Below are 25,680 nucleotides of genomic sequence, written 5' to 3' on the forward strand. Positions count from 1 at the left end.
CGGATCGCGCGGGCCTCTCGTCCATCCCTTGCGGGACGGGATTACTGGTTGTTCTGCCGATGCAGGAAACGCGGAATGTCGAGCGACGAGTCACCGCCCTGCGCATTCTCGTCACGCTGCGCACCCCGTGCCGCGTTCGACATGCGCTCGAACAGCGTGCCGCCCAGCTTCACGCGCGGCGCGGGCTGGGCCGGAGCCTCGCCCGCTTCGCTGCCCGGGGCCAGCCAGCGGCGACGGGCATCGTCGCCACCCGCCGCCGGAGCGGCCGGGGTCGCGGGCGCTGCGGACGGCGCCGGGACCATCGTGTCCGCGCCGAGCACCAGTTCGTCTTCCTCGGTCGACTTGGCAGCGGCAGGCGCAGCGGCGGCGGGCGCCGGGGCGGGCTGTGCCACCGGGGCGGGTGCCGGAGCGGCGGCGACGGGCTGTTCGACCTGTGCGGGCGGGGTCACGCTCGCCTGCGGCGCGGGTGCCGGGGCGGCGGGCTCGCTGGGGCGATAGCTGGGCGTGTCGTCGGTCTTGCGCGCCATGCCGCCCATGCTGAAGCCGCTGCGGTTCGACTCGCTGGGCGACGGCGCGACCTTCACCTCGGCGTCGATGCCGGTGGCGACCACCGACACGCGGATGCGGCCTTCCAGCTCGGGGTTGAAGGCCGAACCCCAGATGATGTTCGCGTCCGGATCGACCAGCTCGCGGATATGGTTCGCGGCCTCGTCCACCTCGAGCAGGCGCATGTCGTCGCCGCCGGTGATCGAGATGATGACGCCCTTGGCCCCCTGCATCGACACGCCGTCGAGCAGCGGGTTGGCGATTGCCTTCTGCGCCGCCTCGATCGCGCGATTGTCGCCGGTCGCCTCGCCGGTGCCCATCATCGCCTTGCCCATCTCCTGCATCACCGAGCGGACGTCGGCGAAGTCGAGGTTGATGAGGCCGGGCATGACCATCAGGTCGGTGATGCCGCGCACGCCCTGCTGCAACACCTCGTCCGCCATCGCGAACGCTTCCTTGAAGGTGGTGTTGGCATTGGCGATCAGGAACAGATTCTGGTTGGGGATGACGATCAGCGTATCGACGTACTTCTGCAGCTCCTCGATGCCGCCGTCCGCCGACTTGGCGCGACGATTGCCCTCGAAGGCGAAGGGCTTGGTCACCACGCCGACGGTCAGGATGCCCATGTCGCGCGCCGCCTTGGCGATGACCGGGGCCGCACCCGTGCCGGTGCCGCCGCCCATGCCCGCCGCGATGAAGCACATATGGCTGCCCTCGAGCAGCTTGGACAGGTCGTCGATCGTCTCTTCGGCGGCGGCGCGGCCGATCTCGGGACGGCTGCCGGCACCCAACCCTTGCGTGATCTTGGCGCCCAGCTGGATACGCTGCGGCGCGATCGACTGCTTCAAAGCCTGCGCGTCGGTGTTGGCGACGAGGAAATCCACGCCCTGCACCTCGGCGCGCATCATGTTCGCGATCGCGTTGCCGCCGGCACCGCCGACACCGATCACCGCGATGCGCGGCGTCAGTTCGTCGACCTCGGGTGCGATGAATTCGATGCTCATCCCAATATTACTCCGCCGTTCCCGGTCGATACGCTAAGACCGGGCCCCTGATTGATCGTTAGTGCACCAGAGGACTGCCCGGTGCCAACATAAAACCGTCCAGTTTGGAAGGCTTTTCGTTAATAATTGGCCTTTGCCGCCTGAATTAACCGCCGGAACAGCCCCATGCCGCTCGGCCGGTGCACCGTCTGGTTGACCGGGGCGATGCTGCGCAGGTCAATCGGATCGGTCGCGGCATAGAAAGCCAGACCCGCGAGCGTCGCGAAAGCCGGGCCGCCATGCGCATCGGGCAGACCGGCCAGCCCGCGCGGTCGGCCGATGCGGACCGAGCGGCCCAGCGCCTGCTGCGCATAGTCGGCGATACCCTTCAGCTCCGCGCCGCCGCCGGTCAGCACGACCTGGCGCCCCACCGGCCCCTCGAACTTCAGATGCTGGAGCGCCTTGCGAATCTCGCCCATCTGATGCTCCAGCCGCTGGCGGATCACGCCGATCAGCTGCGCCTTGGTGATCTGCATCGTGTCGCCGCCATCCTCGGCGGAAATCGGCGTGACCTGGATCATGTCGTGATTGTCGCGCGGGGACGCATTGGCCGAGCCGTGGAAGCACTTCATCCGCTCGGCCATCTGGCGGCGCGTGCCGAAGGCCGACGCCACGTCATCGGTGATATCCGCCGCCCCCATCGGCAGCGAGCACAGGCCGACCAGCATGCCCCCGGCGAACAGCGAGACATTGGTGATCCCCGCCCCCATTTCGACCAGCGCGACGCCCAGTTCGCGCTCCTCGTCGGACAGACAGGCCAGCCCCGTCGCGACCGGCGCGGCGATGATCGACTTCACCTCCAGATGCGCCGAGCGGACGCACAGGTCGAGGTTGCGCACCGGCGAGCCGTCGGCGGCGACGACATGGATATGCACACCCAGCCGGTCGGCATGCAGCCCCAGCGGCTTCTTCACGCCGGTCAGTCCGTCGAGCGTATAGAGCGCGGGCTGCGCGTGCAGCACCATCCGCCCCTGCGGATCGATCGAGTTGCGCCCGGCCGCCAGCAGCGCGTCGATATCGCCCTGTTCGACCTGATGCCCGCCCAGCTCGAACTCGACCTCGGCCACGTCGGACACCAACCCTCCGGCCGAGAAGCCGACCCAGACATTCTCGATATTCAGCCCCGCAATGCGTTCGGCCTGTTCGACCGCCTCGCGCACCGCCGCCTCGGTCGCGCCCATATCGGCGATATAGCCGCGCTTGACGCCCCGGCTCTCGCGCTGGCCGGTGCCCAGCACGATCAGCTCGCCGCCATCGCCTTTCCGCGCGATCAGGGCGGACACCTTGGACGATCCGATGTCCAATGCGGTAATCAGTCCCTCGGGTGCGATCTTCGCCATGCCCCTGTTACCCCTGTGATGTCCCGTCGACCGCCGCCGCATCCGCGCCGTTCCCCGGTCCGACGTCGCCCGCCATGCCCCCGGCCTTCGCCGGATCGGCCAAAGCGTGATTCTGATTCAAACCGGGCCTGCGCGCAACCAGCTTTGCGGGGTCGCGCATGTCGAACCGCAACCAGCCGCGCCCCAGCAGCGGCCGCGATCCGTCCATCGCCGCGAACTTCATCAACGCGGCCGGTGCGCCGTCCTCCGGCAAGGCCAGCGTCTCGCCACTGTCGAAGGTCAGGTCCCAGCGGCGATTGCCGATCCAGGTCGCGGCCTTCACGCGCGGCTTCAGCGCGGGCGCGGCGGACAGCAACGCCTGATAGCCCGGCTCCTGCAAATTCGCGCCCGGCCCGATGATCAGCGGCAGGTCGGGCATCGCCTCGGGCCGCACCGGCTCCAGCAGCACGCCGCCCGCGTCGATCAGGGTCAACTGGCCATTGTCCTGCCACACCGCCGCCGGGCTCCGCTCCTCGATATCGACGAGCAGCGTGTCGGGCAGACGGCGCGAGACATGCGCGTCCTTGATCCAGCCGTAACGGAGCAGCTTGGCACGGACATCCTCCAGATTGACGAGCGGCATCGCCCGGCTCTGCTGGTCGAGCGCGACGGCATAGACCGTCATCCGGTCCATCCGCTTCAGGCCCGTGACCTCGATCTGCTGGACGCGGAACCCCGCATGGCCCGCCTGTTCGGCGATGGCGGTGCCGATCATGCCGGGCACCCCGACCCAGGTCGCCAGCGCCAGCGCCGCCGCGCCCGCACCGCCCAGGATCGTCCAGGTCACGGCCTTCTTGACCGTCTCCTCGCTGACCGGCAGCTTCGCCAGCAACCGTTCGGACAGCGTCGCGCGCTTGACCGGCTGGCGACGACGCGGCGTCGGGCGGCGGGGCGAGGTGCCGCGCTTGATCGTCCGGCTCATCCCGCCTGGTCCTTGTACCAGTGGACCGCCTCATCGACGATCGCCTGGACCACCGCGTCGTAATCCATACCGACATGGCGGCCCTGTTCGGGCACCAGGCTGAGCGGGGTCATGCCCGGCTGGGTGTTCACCTCCAAGAGGAACAGCCCGTCGACGCCGCGTTCGTCGTCCCAGCGGAAGTCGGAGCGCGAGGCCCCGCGACAGCCCAGGATGCGGTGCGCCTCCAGCGCCAGCGACTTGCACGCCTCGGCGATCTCGTCCGGAATCTGCGCGGGGCAGACATGCTCGGTCAGGCCGTCGGTATATTTGGCGTCGAAATCGTACCAGCCGTTCTTGGGCTTCAGCTCGGTCACGCCCAGCGCGCGGCCGCCCAGCACGGCGGTGGTCAGCTCGCGGCCCCGGATATAGGGCTCGGCCAGCAATTCCTCGAACTCGGCCCAGGGCCCCGCCCCATCACGGGCGATCGGGTTGCCGTGGTTGCTGGTGTCGGTGACGATCGCGACGCCGACCGACGAGCCTTCATTGACCGGCTTCAGCACATAGGGGCGGGGCAGCGGATCGCCCGCGAACAGCTCCTGCGACTTCACGATCCGGCCGCCGGGCATGGGGATGCCGTGCGGGACCAGCGCCTGCTTGGTCAGCACCTTGTCGATCGCGATGACCGAGGTGGCGAGCCCCGAATGGGTGTACGGAATGCCCATCAGGTCGAGCATGCCCTGCACCGTGCCGTCCTCGCCAGGCGATCCGTGCAGCGCATTGAAGACGAGGTCGGGCTTGGCCTCGACCAGTTTCGCCGCAACATCGCGGCCCATGTCGATCCGGGTGACGCGGTGGCCGTTCCGCTCCAGCGCATCGGCGACGCCCGCCCCCGACATCAGCGACACCGGCCGCTCCGCCGACCAGCCGCCCATCAGTACGACGATATGCATCACGCGATCCTTGTTGTTTGCGTGGGATCTTCTTCATTCCTCCCCAAGCGTAGCTTGGGGAGGGGGACCAGCCGCAGGCTGGTGGAGGGGCAAGCCCCTCGCCCCTCCACCACCGCTTCGCGGCGGTCCCCCTCCCCATCTACGATGGGGAGGATGGAGGTGGCGGCCTTCACTTCGCCACCCCGACGCGCTGGATTTCCCATTCGAGGCAAACCCCCGACTGGGCCTTCACCCTGGTCCGGACTTCCTCGCCCAGCGCCTCGATCTCCGCCGCCGTGGCGCCACCGAGGTTCAGCAGGAAGTTGCAGTGCTTCTCCGACACCTGCGCATCGCCCAGGGTCAGCCCGCGACAGCCCGCCGCATCGACCAGCGCCCAGGCCTTGTGCCCGTCGGGATTCTTGAAGGTCGAGCCGCCGGTCTTGGAGCGCAGCGGCTGCGACGCCTCGCGCGCGGCGGCGATGCGGTCCATCTCCGCCTGGATCGTGTCCGGCTCAGCGGCATGGCCCTGGAAGACCGCCTCGACCACCACCGTCCCGTCGGTCAGGTTGGAGTGGCGATAGGTGTACTCAAGATCGGCGACACCCAGCGTCTCGACCGTGCCATCGCGGCGGACGACCGTGGCGGAGACCAGCACGTCCGCGACCTCACGGCCATAGGCCCCGCCGTTCATCCGCACGAAGCCGCCAACCGTGCCGGGGATCGAGCGCAGGAATTCCAGCCCGCCAATGCCTGCATCGCGCGCATTGGACGAGACGAGGATGCCCGATGTGCCCCCGCCACAGGTGACGAGGTGCCCCTCCCCTGCCCGCGCATAGCTGAACGGCTTGCCGAGCCGCACGACCACGCCCGGCACGCCGCCGTCGCGCACGATCAGGTTGGAACCGAGGCCCAGCGCCATCACCGGCACGTCCGGCGCAAGCGCGCCCAGGAACGCCGACAGGTCATCGACGTCCCTGGGCTCCAGCAGATATTCGGCCGCTCCACCCGCCTTGAACCACACCAGCGGCGCCAGCGGCGCTCCGGGGGTCAGTCGGCCGGCGGTATCGGGCAGGGTCATCGGCGCGCCTCGATCGCGCTGGCCAGACCCGCCGCCCATTTGGTGATGTCGCCCGCGCCCAGGCAGACGATCATGTCGTCCGCACGGATCGAGCCCGCCAGCTCCTCGGCGAGCGCATCAGCATTGGCGACAGTTGCTGTCGAGCGATGCCCGCGCCGCTTCAGCCCCTCGACCAGCGCCTGCGCATCGACGCCCTCGATCGGCTGTTCACCCGCCGCGAAGACCGGCGTCACCAGCACGCGGTCGGCATCGTTGAAAGCGGTCTGGAACTCCTCCATCAGATTGCCGAGCCGGGTGAAGCGGTGCGGCTGCACCACCGCGATCACGCGCCCACGAGCCCCTTCGCGGGCGGCGGCCAGCACCGCGCGGATCTCGACCGGGTGGTGGCCGTAATCGTCGATCACGGTCACCGTGCCGCCGTCCACCGCGATCTCACCGACCTTGGTGAAGCGCCGCTTCACGCCGCCGAACTGGCCGAAGCCCTGCTGGATCGTCGCATCGTCGATGCCCAGTTCCAGCGCGACGCCGATCGCGGCCAGCGCGTTCTGGACATTGTGGCGACCGGGCATGGGCAACTCGATTCCCTCGATCGAGCGGCTGGAGCCGTCGCGGTTGCGGATGATCGCCTCGAACCGGTTGCCGCCGGGGATCGGCGTGACATTGACGCCGCGCACGTCGGCCTGCGCCGAAAAGCCATAGGTCACGACGCGCCGGTCGCGCACGCGCGGCAGGATGTTCTGCACCTCGGGGTGATCGAGGCAGAGCAAAGCCGCGCCGTAGAAGGGGACGTTCTCGACAAACTCGACGAACGCGTCCTTCACCCGGTCGAACGAGCCATAATGGTCGAGATGCTCGGGATCGATATTGGTCACGACCGCGATCGTGCCGTCCAGCCGCAGGAAGCTGCCGTCGCTCTCGTCCGCCTCCACGACCATCCAGTCGCTGGCGCCCAGACGCGCGTTCGAGCCATAGCTGTTGATGATGCCGCCATTGATGACGGTCGGGTCCACACCCCCGGCATCGAGCAGCGCCGCGACCATTGAGGTGGTCGTCGTCTTGCCATGCGTGCCCGCCACCGCGACGGTGGATTTCAGCCGCATCAGCTCGGCCAGCATCTCGGCGCGGCGCACCACGGGGATGCGGCGTTCCAGCGCGGCTTCGACTTCGGGGTTGGAGCGGGTGATCGCCGTCGAGGTCACCACCACCGCCGCATCGCCCAGATTGTTGGCGGCATGGCCGATGGCGACCGGAATGCCCTTGTCGCGCAGGCCCTGCACCACATAGCCCTCGGCCACGTCCGAACCCTGCACGCGGTAGCCGAGATTCTTCATCACCTCGGCAATGCCCGACATGCCGATGCCGCCGATCCCGACGAAGTGGATCGTGCCGATATCCGTGGCGACGCCCTTCATGCGCCCATCCCTGCCAAATTCCGTGTCCTTTGCGATTTGCCCACCGGCAAGACCATGCGCGGCGCGTCGAGGCTTTCGACCAGATCGGCGAGGTCGCTCGCCGCCTGCGGTCGGCCACAGCCGCGCGCCCGCCCCGCCGCATTCTCCAGCGCCGCCGGGTCGAGGCCCAGCTTCTGCATCTGCTTGGCCAGTTCGACCGGCGTGAAATCCTTCTGCGCGATGGTCCGCGCGCCGCCAGCCTTCGTCATCTCGCGCGCATTCACCGTCTGGTGATCGTCGGTCGCGGAGGGCAGCGGCACCAGGATCGCCGGGCGACCCGCCACCGTCAGCTCGGCCAGCGTCGAGGCACCCGCCCGCGCGATCACCAGATGCGCCCAGGCGAGTTGTTCGGGCAGGTCGGGCAGATAGGTGGCGAGTTCGGCCGGAATCTCATGCTCGGCATATTTGGCGCGCACCGCGTCGATATCCTCGATCCGCGCCTGATGCGTCACCTGCAACCGCCGCCGAAAGGTGACGGGCAGCATGGCGAGGCCATCGGGCACCACCTTGGACAGGATGCTCGCCCCCTGGCTACCCCCCGTCACCAGGACGCGGAAGATGCCGTCCTCCTCCAGCAGCGGATAGGGCCGCGAGCGGAGCGCCAGAACCTGGTCGCGCACCGGATTGCCGATAAGCCGGGTCTTGGTCGCGTACTTGGCGCTCAGCCGCTGGGTGTCCTCATAGGACAGCGCGATCACATCGACCTTCCCCGCAACCAGCCGGTTGACCCGGCCCAGCACCGCGTTCTGCTCGTGGATCGCGGTGGGGATTCCGTCCGCGAACGCCGCCAGCAGGGCGGGCATCGCCGGATAGCCGCCAAAGCCGATGACGGCGGCGGGGCGGAAGGTGCTGTACAGCTCGCGCGCCATCGCCCGGCCGCGCCACATCTCGCGCAGCGCCTTGGCCCAGCCGACCGGCCCGCCCGCAAAGCGCCCGGCGGGCAGGACATGGGTCTGGATATCCTCGAACAGCCCCGGAAAGCGCACCCCGCGCGCATCCGATACCAGCGCGACGCGGTGGCCGCGCCGGGTCAGTTCGGCCGCCAGCGCGGCGGCGGGGACCATATGGCCGCCGGTACCCCCGGCGGCGAGGACGAAGTGACGGCTCATTGCCCGCTCCACCTGACTACATAGGGGCTGCGCGTCAGGAACGGATTGCGCCGGGTGAATGCCAGCAACAACCCCATCCCGATCGACAGCGCGATCATCGACGAGCCGCCATAGCTGATGAACGGCAGGGTCATCCCCTTGGACGGGGCCAGCCCCGTATTCACCGCCATCGAGATCAGCGCCTGCGCGCCGAACTGCACGGCAAGGCCCGAAGCGGCGTAGAGCTTGAACTCGTCCTGTTCGTCAAGCAGCTTCACGAACACCCGCACCACGATCGCCAGGAAGACCAGCGCGATGATCGAACAGGCGATCAGCCCGAACTCCTCGCCGATCACCGAGAAGATATAGTCGGTATGCGCTTCGGGCAGGCCGAACTTGGCCGTGCCGCCGCCGGGGCCGGTGCCGGTCCAGCCGCCCGCGGTCAGCGTGTTATGCGCGGCATTGACCTGGAAATGGTCGGCCGCGCCCTCGCCATCGACATCGGGGAAGAGGAAGGCGTTGATGCGGTTCCGCGCCACGCTGTAGAACATATAGGCGGTGACCAGCCCGACCGGCGCCATCGCCCCGATCGCCAGCATCACCTTGAGCGGCGTGCCCGAAATCATCAGCAGCGCGACCCAGACCAGGCAGAAGACGATGGTCTGTCCGAAATCGGGTTGCAGCATCAGCAGGCCCGCGACCAGTCCCGTCATCCCCATGGTGATGAGCGTGGCGGGCAGGTCGCGCTCCTTGGCCTTCAGCGACAACAGCCAGGCGGTCGTCACGATGAACATCGGCTTCAGGAATTCGGACGGCTGGAATTGCGCGATGCCGAAGCCGATCCAGCGCCGCGCGCCGTTGATCTCCACCCCGATGAACGGCGTCACCGCCAGGATCGCGATCAGGATTCCCGTCCCCAGCACCGCCATGCGCCGCGCGGTGACGACCGGCAGCATCGAGACGCCGAACAGCACGGGCAGCGAGACGCCGACCCACATCACCTGTCGCCAGAAATAATAGAGCGGGGCGAATTTGCGGTGCTCGCCCGAATAGCGCATCGCGGTTGCCGGGCTGGCGGCCGCGACCGCGACCAGACCGATGGCGATCAGGAACAGGGTGAGCAGCAGCAGCACCCGGTCGATATCCCAGAACCAGGTGCCCAGCGGCGAACGGTCGCCGCGCCCGCCCCGGCCCTTCATCGATCCGATCAGGCCGGGACGCGGGCCTGGCTTGGGAGCGCGGTCGGTCACGCGAGAGCCTCCACCGCCGCGCGGAAGGCGTCGCCCCGCGCTTCATAATCGCGAAACTGGTCGAAACTGGCGCAGGCAGGCGACAGCAGCACCGTGTCACCGGGCCGCGCCGCCGCCGCCGCATGCGCGACCGCCGCCTCCAGCGTGCCCGACTGCTCGACCACGGGCACCTTATCCTTCAACAGATTGAAGAACAGCGGCGCCGCCTCGCCGATGGTATAGGCCGCTACGACATGGTCCAGATGCTGGGCGCACGCGTCGAGATCGTCGCCCTTGCGCTTGCCGCCGACAATCCAATGCACGCGCGGAAAAGCCCCGAGCGCGGGCGCGGTGGATTCGGGATTGGTCGCCTTGGAATCATTGACGAAGGCCACGCCGTTGCGAATCGCGACCTGCTGCATCCGGTGCGGCAGGCTGGCATAGCTGGCCAGCCCCGCCTCGATCGCATCCTCGGCAATACCCAGGGCGCGCGCGACCGCGATGGCGGCGCGCGCATTCTGGGCATTGTGCGGCCCCTGCAAGGCGGGCCAGCGACTCTGGTCGATCGGGTCCGACGCGATGGTGACGAGATCGTCGGTCCGCCCGGCAAGCCCCCGCGCGATATTGGCCGACGCCTCGTCGCCCGTGCCGACCACCGCGACATGCCCGGCCGACTGCATCGCGAACAGCCGGGCCTTCGACGCGGCATAGCCCGCGAAGCCGTCATAGCGGTCAAGGTGATCGGGCGTGATGTTGAGCAGCACGGCCACGTCGCAATCGAGGCCGGTCGTCAGGTCGATCTGATAGCTGGACAGCTCCAGCACATAGACCCCGCCCTCGGGCAGCGGCGCCTGCCCCAGGATCGGCAGGCCGATATTGCCGCCCATCAGGGTCGGCACGCCCGCCGTCTTCAGGATGTGATGGACGAGCGCGGTGGTGGTCGACTTGCCGTTGGTGCCGGTGATGCCGACGACCCTGTGCGACGGCAGCTCGCGGCGCGCCTGGGCGAAGAGTTCGATGTCGCCGATGATCGGCACGCCCGCCGCGCGCGCGGCGGCGGCGAGCGGATGTGTGTTGAGCGGCACCCCCGGCGACACGACCAGCGCGTCGAAACCTGAAAGGTCATCAAGCGGCGCGATGCTCAACTGGTCGTCCAATGCAAAGGCCGCGCGCTTGTTGGCATCGCTGTCCCACGCCACCACGCTCGCCCCGCCCGCCAGCAGCGCCGAAACGGTCGCGGCGCCGGAGCGTGCAAGCCCCAGCACCGCGTAACGTTTTCCCGCCCAGTCCCGCGAAACGATCATCGCAGCTTCAACGTCGACAGGCCCGCCAGCGCCAGCACGAAGGCGATGATCCAGAAGCGGATCACGACCGTCGGCTCCGACCAGCCGAGCTGTTCGAAATGATGGTGGATCGGCGCCATGCGGAACACCCGCTTGCCGGTCCGCTTGTAGAAGAAGACCTGGATGATGACCGACATCGCCTCGACCACGAACAGGCCGCCGATGATGCCCAGCACGATCTCGTGATGCGCCACGACCGCGATGGTGCCGAGCGCCCCGCCCAGCGCCAGGCTGCCGGTATCGCCCATGAACACCGCCGCCGGGGGCGCGTTGAACCACAGAAAGGCCAGCCCCGCGCCGACCACCGCGCCGCAGAAGATCGCCAGCTCGCCCGCGCCCGGCACATGCGGAATGCCCAGATAGTCGGCGAACTTCGCGTTGCCCGCCAGATAGACGATGACCATGAACGCGACGCTGGCGATGATGACCGGCATGGTGGCGAGGCCGTCGAGCCCGTCGGTCAGGTTCACCGCATTGCCGAACGCCACGATCGTGAAGGCGGCGAACAACGGATAGAAATAGCCGAGGTCGATATACATGCGCGAGGTGAAGGGCAGATAGAGGTGCGGCCCGTTCTGCCCCATGATGATCCATGCCGCGATGCCCGCGATCGCGAATTCCAGCAGCAGCCGGGTCCGCCCCGACACGCCCGCCGTCGAGGCCTTGCGCACCTTGTCATAGTCGTCGAGGAACCCGATCGCGCCGAAGCCCAGCGTGACGAACAGGCACGCCCAGACATAGGGGTTGAAGACGTTCATCCAGATGATGATCGCCAGCGCCATGCTGGTCAGGATCATCAGCCCGCCCATGGTTGGCGTGCCCCGCTTGGCGAGATGGGTCTGCGGCCCGTCGGCGCGGATCGGCTGCCCCTTGCCCTGGCGGACGCGCAGCCAGCCGATGAAGCGCGGGCCGATGATCAGGCCGATGAACAGCGCGGTCGCCACCGTCGCGCCGGTGCGAAAGGACTGATAGCGGATAAGGTTGAAAAGCCCCGGAAAACCCAGATGCTCCGCGATCCAGTACAACATTAACCCTGCGCCCCGCCCAGTCGAGATTCGCGTCCCAGAGCGGCGACGACCCGCGACAGCCCGACCCCGTTGGAACCCTTGATCAGCACCACGTCGTCGGGCGCGATGATCGAGGCCAGCGCGGCTTGCGCGGCCTTAGCATCGGCCACATGGACGAAATCGACCCGCCCCTCAAGCGCGGCGGCCAGCGGCGCCATCGATTCACCGACCAGCAGCGCCCGTTCGACGCGCGCGGCCAGGATCGGCTCGGCCAGGCCCGCATGATAGGCGGCCGAATCCTCGCCCAGCTCGCGCATCTCGCCCAGCACCGCGACGTGGCGTCCGGGCTCCTCGGCCAGCACCGCCAGCGTGGCGCGCATCGAGGCGGGGTTGGCGTTGTAGCTTTCGTCGATCACCAGCGCGCCGTTCGCCATGCGGAACCGCGCGCCGCGCCCGGCCAGCCCGCCCATCTCGGCCAGCGCAAGCCCCGCCAGCCCCAGATCGCCGCCCGCCGCATCCACCGCCGCCAGCACCGCCAGCGCGTTGGACACCCAATGCTGCCCCGGCTGCGACAGGGTGAAGTTCAGTTCCTTGTCGCCCAGCCGGGCGGTCACGAAGCTGCCGCCATTGGGCCCGCGCATCGCCTCGACCGCGCGGACATCGGCGGCGGGATCGAAGCCGAAGGTCACGATCCGGTCGGCATGAGGCCGGGCGGCCGCGATCAGGCGGTCGCGATGCGGACTGTCATAGGGGACGATGGCGGTGCCGCCGGGCTGGAGCCCCCGAAAAATCTCTCCCTTGGCATCCGCGATGGCGGATTCGTCGGGGAAGAATTCGGTATGCGCGGGCGCGATGGCGGTGACGATGGCGATGTGCGGGCGGACCATCGCGGTCAGCGCGGACAGCTCGCCCGCATGGTTCATCCCCATCTCGAACACGCCCGCGCGGACGCCCCGCGGCATGCGGGCCAGGCTCAGCGGAACGCCGGTATGGTTGTTGTAGCTCTTGACCGAACGGTGCACCGCCCCGCGCCAGCCCCGGTCCAGCGCGGCATAGAGCGCCTCCTTGGCGCTGGTCTTGCCGACCGAGCCGGTGACGCCGATGATCGTCGCCTGGGTCCGGGCCCGGCTGGCGCGCGCGAGGTCCTCCAGCGCGTGGAAGCTGTCGGCGACGCGGACATGCGGATGATCGGTCGGCTGGCTGACCAGCGCGCCCGCCGCGCCCTGCACAAAGGCCTGGTCCAGGAAGCGATGGCCATCGGTCGCCTCGCCCGCCATCGCGACGAACAGGTCGCCCGGCCCGACCTCGCGACTGTCGAAGGCGACGCCCGACACGGCGAAATCGCCCGATGCCTGCCCGCCGGTCGCCGCCGCGATCTCCTGCGCGGTCCACAGGGTCATTTGCGCTCCTCGGGCGTCTTGGCACCATAATGCAGCGACAGCTTGGGGCGCACGCGTGCGGGTGCGTCCGGCTGCGCGGAATCGGCCTTGTCGACCGGCGGCGTCTTGGTGGGGGCCTGGGACGTCATGCCGCGCACTCCCGCGCCACCGACACATCGTCGAAGGGCAGGACGAGGTCGCCGACGATCTGGCCCTGTTCATGCCCCTTGCCCGCGATCAGCACGATGTCATGCTCGCCCGCCTCGGCGATGGCGGCGGCGATGGCCTCGCGCCGGTCGCCGATCTCGATCGCGCCGGTCGCACCGCGCATCACCTGCGCGCGGATCGCGGCGGGGTCCTCGGTCCGGGGATTGTCGTCGGTCACGATCACCCGGTCGGCATGCATCGAGGCGACCTGTCCCATCACCTCGCGCTTGCCCGGATCGCGGTCGCCGCCTGCGCCGAACACCACGATCAGGCGCCCGCCCGCATGCGGCTTGAGCGCCGCGATCGCCGCCTCCAGCGCATCGGGGGTATGGGCATAGTCGACATAGACCGGCGCGCCGCTGCGCGCGATGGCGGCGCGTTCCAGCCGCCCGCGCACCGGCTGCAACCGGGCCAGATCGGCGACCGTCCGCGCGACGTCGCCGCCGGTCGCGATGACCAGGCCAGCCGAGACCAGCGCATTGGCCGCCTGATAGGCCCCGATCAGCGGCAGCTGCACCTTGTGCGCCGCGCCCTGTTCATCCTCGATCACCAGCCCCTGGCCCAGCAGGGTCGGATGCCGCTCGACCAGCTTCAGCGTCGATCCGCGCGTGCCGACCGTGACCAGCCTGTTGCCGCGTGCACGCGCCAGGTCGATCACCCGGCCGCTTTCCACGTCATCGGCCCACACGACCGCCGTCCCCTCGGGCGACAGCACCTCGGAGAACAGCCGCATCTTGGCCGCCAGATAGGCCCCCATGTCGCCATGATAGTCGAGATGGTCGCGCGACAAATTGGTGAAGGCCGCCGCCGACACCTCCAGCCCCTCGGTCCGATACTGGGTCAGGCCGTGGCTCGACGCCTCGAACGCCAGATGGGTCACGCCCTCGCGCGCCAGCCCCGCGACATTGGACAGGAAGGTCACGACGTCGGGCGTGGTGAGGCCGGTATAGGTCCGCTCGTCGGCGGTGGTCACGCCGAGCGTGCCGATCGAGGCGGCATGATGCCCCGCCATCCGCCACAGCTGGCGCGTCATCTCGACGGTCGAGGTCTTGCCGTTGGTGCCGGTCACCGCCACCGCGGTCGCCGGGAAGGGTGCGAAGAACGCCGCCGCCAGCCGGGCAAAGGCTGCGCGCGGTTCGTCGGAGGCGATGTGCACCGCCCCCTCCACGGCCACGCCCGGCCGGGCGACGACCGCCACCGCGCCGCTGCGCACCGCATCGGCGATGAAATCCTCGCCATTCACCCGCGCGCCCTGGAACGCGCCGAAGATCGTGCCCGGCGCGACCTTGCGATGATCGATCGCGAAACCGGAGACGAGGGCGTCGCCGCCCTCGCCCGTGATGTCATGGTCCAGTTGGTTCAGCTTCATGCCGCGCGCCTCATCGTCCATCCACGGGCGGCGCCTTGGGGTCCTGCCACAGGGTCGGCAGAATGTCCGACACGTCCACATCCTTGTTGGCGTCCGGCACGACGCCCAGCATCGCACCGACCCGCGTGATCGTCCGCCCGACCACCGGCGCGGCGTTCCAGGCTGCGGTCTTCCACCCGAACGTCTCCTTCGTCCCCTTTGGCGAGTCGAGCATCGCCAGCACGACATAGCGCGGCGCATCCATCGGAAAGGCCGCCGCAAACGTCGCCACGTTGCGCGAACGGTCATAGCCGCCCGCCACCGCCGCCTCGGCCGTACCAGTCTTGCCCCCGACGCGATAGCCCGGCGCATCGCCCTTGCGCCCCGTGCCGCGCATCACGACCAGCCGCAGCATCTGGCGCATCCGGGCGCTCGTCGCCTCGCTCAGCACGCGGCGTCCCTCGGGCGCATGGCCGGGCGCTACCTTCAACAGCGTCGCGGGCCGCCAGATGCCGCCATTGACCAGCGCGGCATAGGCCGAGGCGAGGTGCAGCGGCGTCACCGCGATGCCATGGCCATAGGCGGTCGTCATCGTCGTCGTCCGCGCCCAATAGGTGGGAAGCAGCGGGCGGCCCTTTTCGCGCAGCTCGATATCGGGCTTGGTATCGAAGCCCAGCTTCTTGAACATCGCCTGCATCCGCTGCGGCCCGATCTCGTCGGCGACGCGCGCGGTGGCGATGTTGGAGGAATAGATCAGCGTCTCGGCCATGTTCAGCCAGCGCTTCGGATCGCCCGCCTCGTCATGGATGGTATAGCCGCCGACCTTGAGCGGATGGGTCGCGTCGAAGCGCCGCGCCATCGAGGTGACGACGCCATTCTCCATCGCGGTCGCCATGGTGATCGGCTTGAAGGTCGAGCCCAGCTCGAACACGCTCTGCGTCGTGATGTTGCGCAGCTGTTCGGACCCCGCCATGCCGACCCGATTGGGGTTGAAGGTGGGCAGCGAGACCATCGCGATCACCTCGCCCGTCGCCACGTCCAGCACGATGCCGCCGCCGCCGCGCGCCGAGAAGGTCGTCATGGCGCGGCCCAGCTCGCTCTCCATCGCCGCCTGGACGCGCGTGTCGATCGACAGCGCGACCGGCTTGCCCGCCTGAGCGGGGTCGAGCAGCCGCTGGTCGAGGACACGCTCCATGCCGCTCATGCCGTGCCCGTCGGTCGACAGGAAGCCCAGCGCATGCGCGGCCAGGTTGGACTGCGGATAGAGGCGCTGCGTCTCGCGGTCGAAGACCAGCCCCGGCTCACCGATCGCGTTCACCTGCTCGACCAGCGCGGGGCTGGCGCGGCGTTGCAGATAGACGAAATTCGCCTTGCGGGTCAGCTGGTTGTAGAACCAGGCCTGATCGCCGCGATCGGGCATCAGCGCGGCAAGGCGCGCGGCGATCTCCATCGGGTCGCCGATCAGCTTTTTTGGATGGACCGCGATCGTCCAGCTGTCGATCGTGCGCGCGAGCGGCGCGCCGTTGCGGTCGACGATGTCGCCGCGCGCGGCCAGCGTCGCGGTGCGCGCCGCCGCGTCGGCCGGGCCGGCGAAGATCGCCAGCATCATCAGCCGCCCGATCACGACGAGCACCGCCGCGCCGAACAGCATCATCAGCATCATCAGCCGCATATGCGTCGTCGCGACCAGCGCATGGCGCTTGCCGGCGGTACGCTGCGTGCCGGTGGGACGTGCGACGAGTACGCTCAACGCGGCCGCCGCGATTCGGACTTGGCCCCCTTCAGAATGTCGCCCAGCGTCGTGTCGGACAGCAGCTGGCGGTCGAGCATCGCCACCGCCTGCGGCCGGACCTTCGCGACGGCGGCGGCGGTGCGCACGGTCGCGATCGGCGCGGGCTTGGCGCCCTTGGTCGCGACGACACGCTCGGACACGGCCTTGACGATCTGGGCCTTGGGCAGCTCGACCTTGGCGAGCCGGACGACGGGAGCGGGCGCGATGGGCTTGGCGGCGGCGGGGGCGGCGGCGGGGGCGGCGACCGGCGCGTCCGGCTGGGCGACCGGGGCGGGCTGGGGCTGCGAGGGGACGAGCAGCGCGGCGGTCTGGATCGCACCGGCGGCGGGCCCCTGCGTCACGTCGAGCGAGGCGAGCTGCGACTCGTCACCCACGAACTGCCCCGCGACCGGAGCGGTCAGCGCCAGCGTGTCGCCATTCCACTTTTCCAGCTGGACCAGGTTGGCGCGGGTGTCGAACTCGGTCTCCAGCGCGCGGATGTCGCGCTGCGCGGCGGCGATGCGGGCGTTGACGTCGTCCAGCTTCTTGCGCTCCGACGCGACCTGGAGCGAGACCAGGTAGAAGCCCAGGACCACCGCGACGCAGCTCCCGAACCACCCGATCCCCTTCAACCGATACGCCGCCGTCATACGCCCAACTCCTGACTCAACTCGCCCCCCGGCAATCCATTCGATCCCGCCGACCAGGCGGGGGACTCGGTCCGCGTCGCAAAACGCAGCGTCGCCGAACGCGCGCGCGGATTGCGGGCCAGCTCCGCGTCGCCCGCGCGCACCGCCTTGCCGACCTGGGCAAAGCTGGGCGCGGCGGCGGCGGCCTGTTGCGGCAGGTGACGCGACCCGCCCGGCATCTGCCCGGCGCGCTCGCGGAAGAAGCGCTTGACCATGCGGTCTTCCAGGCTGTGGAAGGTGACGACCACCAGCCGCCCGCCCGGCTTCAGCGCGCGCTCCGCCGCCGCCAGCCCCTCGGCCAGTTCGTCCAGTTCGCGGTTCACATGGATGCGGATCGCCTGGAAGGTCCGGGTCGCCGGGTCCTTCTTGTCATGCGGACGATAGCCCAGCGCGCGGCGGACCACGGCGGCCAGTTCGCCGGTGCGGGTCAGCGGGCGTGCGGCGACGATCGCCTGCGCGACGCGGCGCGAACGCGGCTCCTCGCCATAATGATAGAGGACGTCGGCGATCGCGGCCTCGTCGGCCGTGTTGAGGAAATCGGCGGCCGACTCCCCCTCCTGCGCCATGCGCATGTCGAGCGGCCCGTCCCCCTGGAACGAAAAGCCGCGCTCCGCCTGGTCGAGTTGCATCGAGGACACCCCGATATCGAGCACCACGCCATCAACGCGGGTATCGAGTTCCTGATCCAGGCTAGAAAATTCCCGGTGGATCAGCGTCAGCCCCGGCGCGGCCGCGACCAGCGCCTGCCCATTGGCGATCGCGTCGGGATCGCGGTCGAAGGCGACGACCTTCGCCCCCCGGCCCAGCATCGCACGCGTATAGCCGCCCGCACCGAACGTGCCGTCGACATGCGTCTCGCCCGGCTGGATGGCGAGCGCGTCCAGCACCTCGTCCAGCAGGACGGGGATGTGCGGGGCGTCGGCGGGCATGGTCACGGGATCGCTCACAGCGCGATCCCCTTTTCCTGGCAGTGATAGCGCGCGGCCGAGATCATCTTGGGCGGCAGGCCCGGCGTCTCGACCAGCGTCCTGGGGTCCCAGATTTCGATATAGTCGAACGTGCCCCAGAAAAAGGCATGGCCCGTGATCCCGGCATGGAAACGGGGAAAGCCCGGCATGATGAAACGGCCCGACCCGTCGAAGGGCACGGCCTCGCCATTCGCCAGATCGCGCTTGATGTTATAGTCGATGCGGCCGTCGGGCCCGCGCGACATCTCGGTGCGCGCGTCCAGTTCCTTCTTCAGCACCGCGACATAACCCGGGTCATAAGCGATCAGACAACGTTCGGTTTCGTGTACGGCGATGATGATGGTCCCGCCGTCCTTTCCATCGGGGCGCGGCGCGTTCTGAGCCAGGGTGGAACGAAGGGCGTTGGGGATGGCCACGCGGCCCTTGTCGTCGACAAGGCCAATGCCACTTCCCTGATACAAACCCCTTTCGGACACGCCAACCTCGCACATGGCGCGCACGGCCTCACATCTTCGAAACCCGGCCGATGCCGCGCTCCGACCCATTGCTGGACAATGATGAGCCTGCCCCTCTGTTGGGAATGGGTTTACCTATAGCGTCAACGGGTGGCAACGGGATTTTTGGGGATGATCGGGGAAACCGCTCCTAAATCGCTGTATATGCGACGAACGGCTGGGCGCGGCGTGGGAGGGAGCGCATCGGCGAACTGGCGGAAAAGTGCCGAAAAACGGGCGCACGAAGCACCGATCCCCGGATTTCCCCGAAGGATTCCCATCATCGCCGGACGGCGTCGGGATGTGGCAAGAAAGGCGGCGGGGCGCGACGGCCGAGCCGGGTTGCCGATCGAAGCACGCCCGAATCGATCTTAATTCGAATCAATCCATGCGATCAGGCATCGGACCCGCCCGGCCCGCAATGACGGGACCGGGTCCAGCCCGGTGTCGCGGATCAGCGGGCGGGTTCGGCGGGCGACTGGGCGTTGACAGGGGCGGGCGCGACGCCGAGTTCGGCCAGTGGCTCGCTGCTGGGGGCGGTCGCGTTCGCCACGGCCATGTCGGCCACCATGTTGCTCTGCGCCGCCCCGGCCGTCTCGACCGGCGGGTTGTCGCGATTCAGCGATCCCAGGATGGTGCTGGCGATGGCGATCAACAGGATGACCGCAGCCAGGCCGATCATACCGACCTTCACACGTTGCATGATATGATGGTGGTCGGGTGACTTCATGAAGTGGGTGTAACTATCCTGCGCCTGCACCGATGTCGACCTCTACCACCGGAACGGCCCCACCGTCCCGGATTTAAAGACCCTTTTCCGCCCGCCACGCCGGATTATGGAGCGTGGAGAGGTAGCGAAACCCCGTATCGCACAAAATGGTTGCGATACGCTTGCCCGGCCCCAATGCCTTGGCCAGCGCCACCGCGCCGCCGACATTGATGCCCGACGACAGGCCCAGGCACAGCCCTTCCTCGCTCAGGAGCCGCTGCACCCAGTACCAGCCTTCCGCGTCGGAAATGCGAAATTGCGTGTCGATCGGCGCGCCGTCAAGATTGGCGGTGATCCGCCCCTGCCCGATCCCCTCGGCGACCGACGAACCTTCGGACTTCAGCTCGCCATGCGCATAATAGTCATAGAGCGCCGCGCCGTGCGGGTCGCTGAGCGCGATGACCACCGACTCGTCATGCGCCTTCAACCCCATGCCGACGCCCGCCAGCGTACCGCCCGTGCCCGCCGCGCAGGTGAAGCCGTCGATCCGCCCGTCCAGCTGGGTCCAGATCTCCTCGGCGGTGCCGACGATATGTGCGCGGCGATTGGCGATATTGTCGAACTGGTTGGCCCAGATGGCATTGTCCGTCTCCTCGGCGATCCGGCGCGAGGTGTGGACGAAGTGACAGGGGCTGGAATAGGGCGCGGCAGGCACCAGCACCAGTTCGGCCCCCAGCGCGCGCAGCGTGTCCATCTTCTCGCGGCTCTGCGTCTCGGGCATCACGATGATCGTGCGATAGCCCTTGGCATTGGCGACCAGCGCCAGGCCGATGCCGGTATTGCCCGCCGTCCCCTCGACGATCGTGCCGCCGGGACGCAGCGCCCCGCGCGCCTCGGCATCCTCGACGATGAACAGCGCGGCGCGGTCTTTCACGCTGGCGCCCGGATTGGCGAATTCGCATTTGCCGTAAATGTCGCAGCCGGTGGCCTCGCTCGGCCCCTTCAGACGGACGAGCGGGGTGTTGCCGATCAGGGCCAGCGTGTCGGGTGTCGCATCCATGCCCGCTAGATGGCCCCTGCCCCGCCGCTCGGCAAGCAAAGCCTTGCTTGGGAAGCCCCAAGCGCGAGGCCGGGTCGCGGGGCGCGGAGGACGCGGCGGCGCGTGCGGATGCCGGACATTTCGAACCCGACGGCCATCTGCGCGCTTGACGGGGCATTGCTGCATTTGCGAAGCAACGCCTCGCTATGAAGAGCCTTCTCCCCCTCATCGTCGCCGCACCGCTGCTCGCCCTGGCAGCGTGCAATTCCAAGCCCAGCCAGCCCGAGGTGGTCGACACCAACCCCGATCCCATGGCCAATGTCCTGGCCAACCGCGCGCCGGTCGAACTGCCGCCCGCGATCAAGGCCGAAAAGACCTTCCGTTGCAAGGACCAGAGCCTGGCCTACGTCACCTTCTTCCAGGGTGACAAGCAGGCCAATGTCCGCCTGAAGGAAGGCGAGACGCCGGTCGTGCTGAAGGCTCCGGCCGCCGGTGAGCCGCTGACCGCCGAGGGCGGCTGGCGCCTGACGGGTGACGAGAAGACCATCACCCTGACCACCCCGAAAAAGGCCGCGCAGAGCTGCCACGTCTAAGACGTCTTTCTCCATCGTTCCGCAATCGGACGATAGGGACTTGATCGAAATCGGGCCGGCGGGGATACCTCGTCGGCCTTTTTCTTGGGGCAGGCTCGGGAGGTCGGGGGACGAATCGTGGCGGCGATCGCGATCTACAGCATGAAGGGCGGCGTGGGTAAGACCAGCATGGCGGTCAACCTGGCCTGGTGCGCGGCGACCCAGTGCGCGCGCCGCACGCTGTTATGGGATCTCGATCCGCAGGCCGCGTCGACCTGGCTGCTGGGCGGCCCGGCCCCCGGCGATCAGGCGCAGGCGATCTTTTCGCGCGACGTCGCGGTCGAACGGCTGGTGCGCCGGACCGACACGCCGAACCTGTCGCTGATCGGGGCCGACACCTCGCTGCGCGGGCTCGACCTGCTGTTCCACCAGCTCGACAAGAAGAAGCGGCTGGGCAAGCTGATCGACGGGCTGGACGGCTATGACCGGGTGCTGCTCGACTGCCCGCCGGGGCTGACCGAGACGACCGACCAGGTGCTGCGCGCGGTCGACCTGATCGTGGTGCCGGTAGTCCCCTCCGCGCTGTCGACCCGCGCGCTGGAGGTGGTGGATAGCCATGTCCGGGGCCGCGTGCCGATCCTGCCGGTCCATGTCATGGTCGACCGCCGCCGCCGCCTTCACGCAGAGGCCGTCGCCGCCCAGCCCGACTGGCCCCCCATCCCCATGGCCAGCCTGGTCGAAGCGATGGGCGAGCACCGCGCCCCCGTCGGCGCCTTCGCCCCGCGCAGTGCGGCGGCGCAGGCCTATGCGACCCTGTGGCGGGCGGTCGAACGGCGGCTGTCGGGGAAATGAGCCGGCGGGATCAGCCGGGCCCGGTCGAGCGGCTGACTCCCCATCTCGTGCTGGGCGCCTATGCCGTGGGGGTGTTTCCCATGGCCGACACGCGCGAGGCCGACCATGTCTATTGGGTCGAGCCCCGCAAGCGCGCGATCCTGCCGCTCGACGGCTTTCATTTGTCGCGCTCGCTGCGCAAGACGGTCGCCGCCGACCGGTTCCGCGTGACCGCCGACACCGCGTTCGAATCGATCATCCGGATGTGCGCGGAAAGCGTGCCCGACCGGCCCGAGACCTGGATCAACTATGCGATCGAGCGGGTCTTCATCGACCTGTTCGACATGGGCTTTGCCCATTCGATCGAATGCTGGGACGGCGACGAGCTGGTCGGCGGACTGTACGGCCTGGGGCTGGGCCGCGCCTTTTTCGGCGAATCGATGGTCAGCCGCCGGACCGACGCGTCCAAGGTCGCGATGGTCTGGCTGGTCGCGCGGCTGCGCGCCGGGGGGTACAGCCTGCTCGACTGCCAGTTCCAGACGCCGCATCTGTCGACCATGGGCGCGGTCGAGATCGGGCGCGACGATTATGTCGCGCTGCTGTCCGATGCGTTGGCCGGGGTGGTCGCGCCGGGCGCTTCGTCCGCGGGCGTGTCGGCGGCGGGCGACTTCGCCGCGCTCGACCGCCTGGGCGCCGCGCCGGACGAGGCGGCGGGCACCGTCTCCGGGCCGGTTTCGGGCCAGGACATCGTGCAGCTCTTGGCCCAGACGTCATAGACCGGGTGCTGCACGACGTTCAGCGCCGGGCGTTCCTTGTACAGCCATCCCGAAAAGACGCGCTGCCACCGCTGATTGGCCCCGCGCACGTCCAGCTGGACGAAGGCGCCGGTCAGCTGTTCGGGTTCCCAGGACGCGGTCTTTTCGCAGGCGCGCAGGCGCACGACCGCGTCGCCGACGCGAATCGCCTGGCCCGGCTTCAAGGTAAGCTCGCGTGAGACGCCGTTGCGCTTGTTGAGCAGGCCGACCACCGCGACGCGCTCGGCCATCGGCGTGCCGCCGCCGGGCAGGTTCGCCTGGCTCGCATCGACCGATTCGATCCCCGACCCGCCGCCGGGGCGGTCGGGCAGGATCTGGCTGACCGCCGCATCCTCGGCGGTCGCCCCGTCCTTATGGGTCAGGGCGTGATAGCCGAACCAGCCCCCCACGCCCAGCGCGGCCGCCAGCGCAGCGCCGGCCAGCCAGCCAGCCGTCTTCACCCCTCGGGCGTCCAGGCTTCGTAATCGCCCGTCGCGGCGGCGCGCTGGCCGCCCTTTTCGAGCGCACCGGCCGGGCGATAGGCCATGGCGGTGCCGGTCTGGTTGGGCAGGGTCGGCTTCTGCCACGCACGACGCAGCGGCAGCGAGCGGTCGGGCACATCCTCGATCTGATGATGCAGCCAGCTGAACCATTCCGCCGGAACCCGGCTGGCATCGTTCGAGCCCTTGTAGATCACCCAGCGGCGCGGGCGTCCGGCGGTGTCGCTGCCGCCTTCATAATAGACATTGCCGTGGGCATCCTCGCCCACCTGCGCCTTGCCGCGCAGACCGAACCAGGTGCCGATGGTGGCGCCGTTCCACCAGGTGAAGGGATTGAGGTTGATGCCCATGACGCGCCGTGTAGCCCGGCTCTCGCCGCCCTTCAACCGCGTTCCGCATGAGCGGGGCACATGAAGCCTCTCCTCCCGGCAGGGGGAGGGGTTTGGGGTGGGGGAAGCACCGCAAGGGGTTCGCTCGGTGAGCCCCCCTGCCCTCCCACCTTCGGGAGTGGCTCGGCGCGGTTCAGACCTTACCCGCCCCGAACGGCCTCATTTCGCCCAGGACACCGAATCGCCCTCCGACAGGCCGAGTTCGGCCGCGCGGCCGCCGACCAGTTCCAGCACTGCGGCGACCGGCTCGCCCGAGGGGATGGGAGTTTCCGAGAAGGGCGTGGTATTCTCGGCGATGCGCGCGATGGTGCCGTCGGCACGAATGAAGATGATATCGAGCGAGGTCGGCGTGTTCTTCATCCAGAAACTCGCCTCGCGCGGGCCGCCTCCTTCGGGCGGATAGGGCGCGAACAACATGCCGTCATCGCGCTTCAGGTCGGTGCGGTACATTAGCCCCTGCTGCTGCTCGGCGGCGGTGCGGGCCTGTTCGACGTGCAGTTGCTGCTTGCCCAATGCGGTGGTGATGGTCACCGGCATTTTCGACGCCTGTTGGGCGTCCGCCGTCTTGGCGGTCTGCTCTGCGCCCGAGCAGCCGCTCAGCTGGATCGCGGCCAGCCCCAGCGCGAGCGCCATGCCGCGCCCCGCCCCCATAGCCCGCTGTCGCACGCCTTACATCCTTTCCGTCACCACCACCGCCAACGGCCCCTTGGGTCCATCGACGATCCGCGCGGCCAGCGGCTGCCCCGGCTCGACCGTGATCAGGCCGCCGCGCCGCAGCGTTTCCATATGCACGAAGATATCCGCCCCGTCGCGGTCGCGCAGCAGAAAGCCATAGCCTTTCAGCCGGTTGAACCATTTGACCGCGACCAGTTCGGGATCGCCCGCCGCATCGACCAGCGTCTCGGGATCGACCCTGTCGGGCGAGCGGGGCCGCTTGGGCATTTCGGGCACGGCATGGGTCAGGTCGATGCTCAGCACCTCGCGCGCCTGATAGCCGCGCCCACGTTCCACCGCGAGCATCTCCACCCGCGCGCCTTCGGGCAGGCTGCGCCGGGCATGCGGCTGAAGCACGGTAAAGTGCAGCAGCACATCCCCGTACGCCCGATCGTCCGCGACCGCGAAGCCGAAGCCGCGCGTCACATCGAACCACTTGACGACCCCCGTCAGCCTTACGGCCGCATCCGTCGCTTCGCCGTCGATGCCGCCCCCTGTATTTGGCGTTTCATCCAGCATCATCGCACCCTTGGATGCATTGCTAGCATCTTTGTTCGCACCCGCAATGCGAGGCGGATCACTTTTTGCTGGTCCGGAGTGGGACGAAACGGCCAAGATTCTTTACTTGAACGGAAATTTGGCGAATTTGGATCAATATTCCCGGTCGTCGATCATCTCGCCGGGCGCCGCCGACACGATCTGCCGGGCCAGCGCCATGTCATGACCGGCGCGCAGCATCGCCGCGAACTGCTTCTCGCGAAGCGCGCGATCCGCCTCGCCGTCACCGAAAGGCCCGATTCGCCGCCGCCGGGCAAAGGCCAGCGCGGCATCGCGCGCCGCCTCCGCCACCTGCCCCGCAATCGCCTCGTGATCCTCGGGCCCGACCCGCGCCGCCTGCAGCGCCTGTCGCACCCGCCGCGCGCCCAGCCCCCGGCGAGCCAGCGACGCCGCCTTCATCTCGGCATAGGCGCGGTCGTCGATATAGCGCAGCTCGACCATCCTGGCCGCCAGCCCGCGCGGATCGGGCGCATCCTCCCCCGCCCAGCCGCGTTCGCGCAGCTTGCGGGTCAGATATTCGACCAGCTTGCCCTCGGTCGTCGCGAAACGCTCGACATAGCGCAGCGCGATCTGCTCCAGCAATTTGGGATCAAGGGGCTTTGGCGGGCGACGATCGGCAGACACGCCTTGTTTGTGCCACACTGACACTGGAATTAGAACGCGGGAAGCCGCCGTCCATCCGGCGAAAGAATCATACTCGTCTCCGCGGCCCCGCGGCCCGGAC

General features: G+C 68.8%; 26 protein-coding genes and 1 pseudogene. 3 read left to right on the forward strand and 24 right to left on the reverse strand.

From position 1 onward, the window contains the following. Positions 1–41 precede the first annotated feature (41 nt). The 19 genes from ftsZ to QE360_RS01755 all read right to left on the reverse strand — a co-directional run bounded on the left by ftsZ (position 42) and on the right by QE360_RS01755 (position 20,619). Positions 42–1,550 carry a cell division protein FtsZ gene (gene ftsZ / locus QE360_RS01665; RefSeq protein WP_309698813.1) on the reverse strand — a complete coding sequence of 503 codons (1,509 nt, stop codon included), beginning with the start codon at positions 1,548–1,550 and terminating at the stop codon, positions 42–44. Between the two features lie 119 nt (positions 1,551–1,669). Beyond that, a complete protein-coding gene (gene ftsA, locus QE360_RS01670; RefSeq protein ID WP_307103401.1) occupies positions 1,670–2,929 on the reverse strand; it encodes a cell division protein FtsA in 1,260 nt (419 codons plus the stop codon). 7 nt (positions 2,930–2,936) lie between these two features. Beyond that, positions 2,937–3,890, reverse strand: coding sequence for a cell division protein FtsQ/DivIB (locus QE360_RS01675; RefSeq protein WP_309698815.1), 954 nt, complete (start codon positions 3,888–3,890; stop codon positions 2,937–2,939). After that, entirely contained in the window at positions 3,887–4,819 is a 933-nt protein-coding gene (locus QE360_RS01680; RefSeq protein WP_309698817.1) for a D-alanine--D-alanine ligase, read from the reverse strand. The genes QE360_RS01675 and QE360_RS01680 overlap by 4 nt, the downstream gene beginning before the upstream one ends. A gap of 169 nt (positions 4,820–4,988) precedes the next feature. After that, on the reverse strand, positions 4,989–5,876 hold the full coding sequence (murB, locus tag QE360_RS01685; protein ID WP_309698818.1) for a UDP-N-acetylmuramate dehydrogenase: 888 nt from the start codon (positions 5,874–5,876) through the stop codon (positions 4,989–4,991). Further along, on the reverse strand, positions 5,873–7,288 hold the full coding sequence (gene murC, locus QE360_RS01690; RefSeq protein WP_309698820.1) for a UDP-N-acetylmuramate--L-alanine ligase: 1,416 nt from the start codon (positions 7,286–7,288) through the stop codon (positions 5,873–5,875). The genes murB and murC overlap by 4 nt, the downstream gene beginning before the upstream one ends. After that, positions 7,285–8,436: an undecaprenyldiphospho-muramoylpentapeptide beta-N-acetylglucosaminyltransferase gene (murG, locus tag QE360_RS01695; protein WP_309698822.1), complete on the reverse strand. Its 1,152-nt coding sequence runs from the start codon at positions 8,434–8,436 to the stop codon at positions 7,285–7,287. Before murG ends, murC begins: the two co-directional genes overlap by 4 nt. Next, on the reverse strand, positions 8,433–9,614 hold the full coding sequence (locus QE360_RS01700; protein ID WP_307104767.1) for an FtsW/RodA/SpoVE family cell cycle protein: 1,182 nt from the start codon (positions 9,612–9,614) through the stop codon (positions 8,433–8,435). Before QE360_RS01700 ends, murG begins: the two co-directional genes overlap by 4 nt. Before the next feature lie 47 nt (positions 9,615–9,661). Further along, entirely contained in the window at positions 9,662–10,948 is a 1,287-nt protein-coding gene (gene murD, locus QE360_RS01705; protein WP_309698824.1) for a UDP-N-acetylmuramoyl-L-alanine--D-glutamate ligase, read from the reverse strand. Beyond that, entirely contained in the window at positions 10,945–12,015 is a 1,071-nt protein-coding gene (mraY, locus tag QE360_RS01710; protein ID WP_307103386.1) for a phospho-N-acetylmuramoyl-pentapeptide-transferase, read from the reverse strand. Before mraY ends, murD begins: the two co-directional genes overlap by 4 nt. Continuing rightward, on the reverse strand, positions 12,015–13,394 hold the full coding sequence (gene murF, locus QE360_RS01715; protein WP_309698826.1) for a UDP-N-acetylmuramoyl-tripeptide--D-alanyl-D-alanine ligase: 1,380 nt from the start codon (positions 13,392–13,394) through the stop codon (positions 12,015–12,017). Before murF ends, mraY begins: the two co-directional genes overlap by 1 nt. After that, positions 13,391–13,522 carry a hypothetical protein gene (locus QE360_RS01720; RefSeq protein WP_309698828.1) on the reverse strand — a complete coding sequence of 44 codons (132 nt, stop codon included), beginning with the start codon at positions 13,520–13,522 and terminating at the stop codon, positions 13,391–13,393. Before QE360_RS01720 ends, murF begins: the two co-directional genes overlap by 4 nt. Further along, on the reverse strand, positions 13,519–14,949 hold the full coding sequence (locus tag QE360_RS01725; protein WP_309698830.1) for a UDP-N-acetylmuramoyl-L-alanyl-D-glutamate--2,6-diaminopimelate ligase: 1,431 nt from the start codon (positions 14,947–14,949) through the stop codon (positions 13,519–13,521). Before QE360_RS01725 ends, QE360_RS01720 begins: the two co-directional genes overlap by 4 nt. 10 nt (positions 14,950–14,959) lie before the next feature. After that, on the reverse strand, positions 14,960–16,678 hold the full coding sequence (locus QE360_RS01730) for a penicillin-binding protein 2 (protein WP_309698832.1): 1,719 nt from the start codon (positions 16,676–16,678) through the stop codon (positions 14,960–14,962). After that, positions 16,675–17,349: a hypothetical protein gene (locus QE360_RS01735; protein WP_309698835.1), complete on the reverse strand. Its 675-nt coding sequence runs from the start codon at positions 17,347–17,349 to the stop codon at positions 16,675–16,677. Before QE360_RS01735 ends, QE360_RS01730 begins: the two co-directional genes overlap by 4 nt. Continuing rightward, a complete protein-coding gene (gene rsmH, locus QE360_RS01740) occupies positions 17,346–18,317 on the reverse strand; it encodes a 16S rRNA (cytosine(1402)-N(4))-methyltransferase RsmH (RefSeq protein WP_309704025.1) in 972 nt (323 codons plus the stop codon). Before rsmH ends, QE360_RS01735 begins: the two co-directional genes overlap by 4 nt. 14 nt (positions 18,318–18,331) lie before the next feature. Continuing rightward, entirely contained in the window at positions 18,332–18,847 is a 516-nt protein-coding gene (locus tag QE360_RS01745) for a division/cell wall cluster transcriptional repressor MraZ (RefSeq protein ID WP_307104761.1), read from the reverse strand. 457 nt (positions 18,848–19,304) lie between these two features. After that, positions 19,305–19,532: a hypothetical protein gene (locus tag QE360_RS01750; RefSeq protein ID WP_309693344.1), complete on the reverse strand. Its 228-nt coding sequence runs from the start codon at positions 19,530–19,532 to the stop codon at positions 19,305–19,307. 121 nt (positions 19,533–19,653) lie between these two features. After that, positions 19,654–20,619, reverse strand: coding sequence for a cysteine synthase A (locus tag QE360_RS01755; RefSeq protein WP_307103373.1), 966 nt, complete (start codon positions 20,617–20,619; stop codon positions 19,654–19,656). A 185-nt stretch (positions 20,620–20,804) separates the two neighbouring features. Here QE360_RS01755 and QE360_RS01760 point away from each other — a divergent pair, with 185 nt between their 5' ends. From QE360_RS01760 to aat, 3 genes are all read left to right on the forward strand, one after another. After that, positions 20,805–21,191, forward strand: a complete 387-nt coding sequence (locus QE360_RS01760) for a hypothetical protein (protein WP_307103371.1) — start codon at positions 20,805–20,807, stop codon at positions 21,189–21,191. A gap of 117 nt (positions 21,192–21,308) precedes the next feature. After that, complete coding sequence (locus QE360_RS01765) at positions 21,309–22,022, forward strand: ParA family protein (protein ID WP_309698837.1); 714 nt, start codon at positions 21,309–21,311, stop codon at positions 22,020–22,022. Next, positions 22,019–22,777: a leucyl/phenylalanyl-tRNA--protein transferase gene (gene aat / locus QE360_RS01770; RefSeq protein ID WP_309698839.1), complete on the forward strand. Its 759-nt coding sequence runs from the start codon at positions 22,019–22,021 to the stop codon at positions 22,775–22,777. The genes QE360_RS01765 and aat overlap by 4 nt, the downstream gene beginning before the upstream one ends. A 35-nt stretch (positions 22,778–22,812) precedes the next feature. Here the strand turns inward: aat and QE360_RS01775 are convergent. The 5 genes and pseudogenes from QE360_RS01775 to QE360_RS01795 form a co-directional block, all read right to left on the reverse strand. Then, positions 22,813–23,046, reverse strand: a pseudogene (locus QE360_RS01775) (DUF2155 domain-containing protein); the annotation flags it as partial. A 206-nt stretch (positions 23,047–23,252) separates the two neighbouring features. After that, the gene (locus QE360_RS01780) at positions 23,253–23,645 is read right to left on the reverse strand and encodes an NADH:ubiquinone oxidoreductase subunit NDUFA12 (RefSeq protein WP_307104758.1); all 393 of its coding nucleotides are present in this window, start codon (positions 23,643–23,645) and stop codon (positions 23,253–23,255) included. A gap of 198 nt (positions 23,646–23,843) precedes the next feature. After that, on the reverse strand, positions 23,844–24,317 hold the full coding sequence (locus tag QE360_RS01785) for a DUF192 domain-containing protein (RefSeq protein WP_405052662.1): 474 nt from the start codon (positions 24,315–24,317) through the stop codon (positions 23,844–23,846). 36 nt (positions 24,318–24,353) lie between these two features. Next, positions 24,354–24,917, reverse strand: coding sequence for a cold shock domain-containing protein (locus QE360_RS01790; protein ID WP_309704027.1), 564 nt, complete (start codon positions 24,915–24,917; stop codon positions 24,354–24,356). A 132-nt stretch (positions 24,918–25,049) separates the two neighbouring features. Continuing rightward, positions 25,050–25,580 carry a regulatory protein RecX gene (locus QE360_RS01795; RefSeq protein WP_307103362.1) on the reverse strand — a complete coding sequence of 177 codons (531 nt, stop codon included), beginning with the start codon at positions 25,578–25,580 and terminating at the stop codon, positions 25,050–25,052. Positions 25,581–25,680 lie beyond the last annotated feature (100 nt).

It is taken from the genome of Sphingomonas sp. SORGH_AS_0789, from assembly GCF_031453055.1.
Taxonomy (GTDB): Bacteria; Pseudomonadota; Alphaproteobacteria; order Sphingomonadales; family Sphingomonadaceae; genus Sphingomonas.